At 72.7% G+C, this 4015-nt stretch carries 2 protein-coding genes and 1 pseudogene; 2 read left to right on the forward strand and 1 reads right to left on the reverse strand.

Annotated elements, in window-relative coordinates:
• Nucleotides 1-3098 (reverse strand): FAD-binding and (Fe-S)-binding domain-containing protein (locus EBH09_RS27920; RefSeq protein WP_193776727.1); only part of this gene is annotated, 3098 nt, incomplete at its 3' end.
• Nucleotides 3099-3293: 195 nt separating this feature from the next.
• On the opposite strand from EBH09_RS27920, the gene EBH09_RS27925 reads away from it, so the two are divergent.
• Together EBH09_RS27925 and EBH09_RS27930 are read left to right on the forward strand one after the other, a co-directional pair.
• The gene (locus EBH09_RS27925; RefSeq protein WP_238697458.1) at nucleotides 3294-3686 is read left to right on the forward strand and encodes a cell division protein SepF; all 393 of its coding nucleotides are present in this window, start codon (nucleotides 3294-3296) and stop codon (nucleotides 3684-3686) included.
• Between the two features lie 149 nt (nucleotides 3687-3835).
• Nucleotides 3836-4015 (forward strand): annotated as a pseudogene (locus EBH09_RS27930) (ATP-binding protein); the annotation flags it as partial.

A 4015-nucleotide genomic window follows, 5' to 3' on the forward strand; every position in this document is an offset into this window, starting at 1 on the left:
GCCGCGCCGACGGCGGCCAGCCCCGTGCCCGCGAGGGCCAGGGCCCTGGCCCGCCGCCCTGGGGCCACCGGCCGGGCGCCCGGCGCCGTGCCGTACGCGCTGCCGGGGACGTCCGTGTCGCCCGCGGCGCCGGGGAGTGCCGAGGCCAGCAGCTCCGCCAGGTGCACGCCCTCGTGGCCGCCGCTGTCGAACTCGTGGATCTGCGTCCGGCAGCTGAAGCCGTCGGCGAGTACGACGGTCGCCTCGTCCTCCGCCCGCAGCCGCGGCAGCAGCACCCGCTCCGCGCACGCCTCGCTGACGTCCAGGTGGCCGCGCTCGAAGCCGAAGTTGCCGGCCAGTCCGCAGCAGCCGGAGTCCAGCCGCTCGGCGTCCACCCCGGCCCGGCGCAGCAGTTCCCGGTCGGCCTCCCAGCCCATGATCGCGTGCTGGTGGCAGTGCACCTGCGCCAGCGCCTTCGCGGACCGGTCGGGCACCCGCGGCGGCTCGTAGCCGGGGGAGTGCTCGGTGAGCAGTTCCGACAGCGTCACCGTCTGCTCGCCCAGCCGGCGCACGTCCTGGTCGCCGGGGAACATCTCCGCCGCGTCCGCCCGGAACACGGCCGTGCAGCTCGGCTCCAGCGCCACCACCAGACCGCCCGCCCGCACGTGCTCCGCCAGTCCGCGCACTGTCCGGGTGAGCACCTTCTCCGCCATCCCGAGCTGACCGGTGGAGATCCAGGTCAGCCCGCAGCACAGCGGCTCGGACGGCAGTTCCACCCGCCAGCCGGCGTGCTCCAGCACCCGTACCGCCGCCCGTCCGATGTGCGGATGGAAATGGTTGGTGAAGGTGTCCGGCCACAGCAGCACTGTCCCGCGCCGCCCGTCGCCGAGCGGCTCGTGGCGGGCGAACCACCGCTCGAAGGTCTGCTCCGCGAAGAGCGGCACCTCGCGGTCCGCCACCCCCGCCACCAGCACGGCGGCCTTCGACAGCAGCGGAGCGTGCGTGAGCGCGTTGACCACCGGCGCGAGGCGGGTGCGCCCCACGGCCTGGGCGAGCGCGGGCAGCCAGCCCATCGACCAGTCGGAGCGCGGCCTGCGCCACGGCCGCCCCTCGTAGTGGTGGGACAGGAACTCCGCCTTGTACGTGGCCATGTCCACGTCCGCCGGACAGTCCTTCTTGCATCCCTTGCAGGCCAGACAGAGATCGAGGGCGTCCTTGACCGCCTCCGAGCGCCAGCCGTCCTGGATCGCGCCGTCCCCGTGCCCGTCGAGCATCTCGAACAGCAGCCTGGCCCGGCCCCGGGTGGAGTGCTCCTCCTCCCGTGTCACCTGGTACGACGGACACATGACCGTGCCTTCAGTGGTGTGCTGCCGGCACTTTCCGACGCCCACGCACCGATTGGCGGCCTGGGAGAACGACCCGCCGTCGTGCGGGAAGCGGAAACGCAGGTCGCGGGGCTCGTACGGGGCCCAGTCGCCGCCCAGGCGCAGGTTCTCGTCCAGCCCGTACGGCGCGACGACCTTCCCCGGGTTCATCCGGTCCAGCGGGTCGAAGACGGCCTTCAGCCGCCCGAACGCCTCGGCCAGCTCGTCCCCGAACATCCGCGGCAGCAGCTCGCCCCGGCTCTGCCCGTCCCCGTGCTCGCCGGACAGCGACCCGCCGAACTCCACGACGAGATCGGCCGCCCGCTCCATGAACCTCCGGTACGTAGCCACCCCGTCCGCGGTGTACAGGTCGAAGGGGATCCGGGTGTGCACACAGCCCTGCCCGAAGTGCCCGTACAGACTGGGTCCGGTGTCGCTCAGGTAGCCGAACTCCTCGAAGAGCGCGCGCAGCCGCCGCAGGTAGTCGCCCAGCTTCTCGGGGGCGACCGCCGAGTCCTCCCAGCCCTCGAAGGTGTCGGGCTTGCCCGGGATGTGCGCGGTGGCACCGAGCCCGGCCTCCCGGACCTGCCACAGCGCCTGCTCGTTCGCCGGGTCGTCGAGGAACGAGCAGTCCGCGTCGTGCTCGGAGCGGTGCACCGCCTCCAGCATCCGGTGCGCCCGCGCGCCCGCCTCCTCGACGGTGTCGCCGCCGAACTGCGCCAGCAGGTAGGCGTTGCCGTCGGGCAGCTCGGCGAGCGCCTTGTCGTTGAGGCGCTTGATCCGCTGGTCCCGGACCAGCCGTGCGTCCACGCCCTCCAGCGCGATCGGTTCGTGCGGCAGGATGTCGGGCACGGCGTCGGCGGCCTTGTCGATGACGTCGAACCCGAGCACCACCAGCACCCGTTCCTTCACCACCGGCACCAATTCCAGCTCCGCCCGCAGGACGGTGACCAGCGTGGATTCGCTGCCCACCAGCAGCCCGGCGACGTCGAAGCCGTGCTCGGGCAGCAGCGAGTCCAGGTTGTAGCCGGACACCCGGCGCGGGATTTCCGGGAACCGGCGGCGGATCTCGTCCCCGTATGTGTCGCGCAGCGCGCGCAGCCGCCGGTAGACGGTCGCCCGCAGGTCGCCCTGCCGCTCGATCCCGGCGTACTCCTCGTCGCCGGTCTCCCCGCACCAGAAGCGGGTCCCGTCGTAGAGCAGCACCTCCAGCCGGGCGATGTTGTCGACGACCTTGCCGTACGCCTGCGCGGTGGCGCCGCAGGAGTTGTTGCCGATCATGCCGCCGATGGTGCAGTTGGCGTGGGTGGCGGGCTCGGGCCCGTAGCGCAGCCCGTACGGCGCGAGCTGCCGGTTGAGGTCGTCCAGCACGATCCCCGGCTGCACGACGCAGGTGCGGGCATCGGTGTCCACCGACTCCACACGGGTGCAGTACTTCGACCAGTCGAGCACCACCCCCGCGTTGGTGCACTGTCCCGCCAGGCTCGTCCCGCCGCCCCGCGACAGAACCGGCGCACCGAACTCCCGCGCCACGGCCACCGCCTCGGCACCGGCCTCGGGGGTGCGCGGGACGACCACGCCGATGGGCGTCTGCCGGAAGTTCGAGGCGTCCGTGGAGTACGCCGCCCGGCTCCCGGCGTCGAAGCGGACCTCACCGTCGACCCGCTCGCGCAGTGCGGCTTGGAGCGCGACGGTGTCGACCGGCGGCGGCGCCCCTTCGCGAGTGACGGGTTCGGGCAGGTCCAGCGCACCCATGGGCTCTCCTTCGGGTGTCGGCACGGCTACGGCGCCCGCGCATGCGGAGCGGCCGTCGCTGAGTACCCCGGCGGTCGCGGTGGCAATCACCGGACACGGAGCGTCGCGAACCGTGTCGCTGTTGGGCCGAACGGGTGACTTGGCGTAAGAATTGGCTGGTGCAGGCAATGAAGGCGAGTGAAATCGGGGGAGCCGGTGAACAGCCACGACGTCACCGATGAACAGTGGGAGGGGCTCGCCCAGGTCGTTCCGTTGCGCGGGCGCGACGCATGGCCGTCCGCGGTCGGCCACCGGGCGATGCCGGAGGCGGAGACGGAGACGCGTCGCCGTTTCGTCGTCCTGCGGGTCAACGTGTTCGCGGACGCCCGCGAGGTCGCCGAGATCCTCATGGCGGGCATTCCGGTCCTGCTGGACCTGACCAGCGCCGAGACCGAGGTCGCCAAACGGGTACTGGACTTCAGTACGGGCGTCGTCTTCGGCCTGGCCAGCGGCATGCACCGCGTCGACCGCAACGTCTTCCTGCTGACGCCGGCCGGGACCGAGGTGAACGGGCTGATGGAGGGCGCGGCGGAGGTTCCCGGGGGGTGACGGGGCCGGCGGGGCGCGCGCGGTGCCATGTGCCGAGACGTCCTCTCAGGTGTGACGAGCGCCCCGGCCCTGACGGTGCCGTCCCCCGATCGTAGGAACGTCCTCCGGGCAAAACGGTTCGCCACGAGCCGGACTTCTACGGTCCGCATATGGCCGTGTCAACTGCGTCAACGGTGTCCGCCACTCCCGCCCCGCCCCACCCGGACCGGCCCCGCATCACGGAGCTGCGGCTGTCCGCCTTCGCCGGGCATCGGCGCGCCGTGCTGCCGCTCGGTCCGCTCACCGTGCTCGCCGGGCCCAGCGGCAGCGGCAAGACCAGTGCGCTCCGG

Origin of the sequence: Streptomyces sp. E2N166 (assembly GCF_003671715.1) — a bacterium.
GTDB lineage: Bacteria > Actinomycetota > Actinomycetes > Streptomycetales > Streptomycetaceae > Streptomyces > Streptomyces thinghirensis.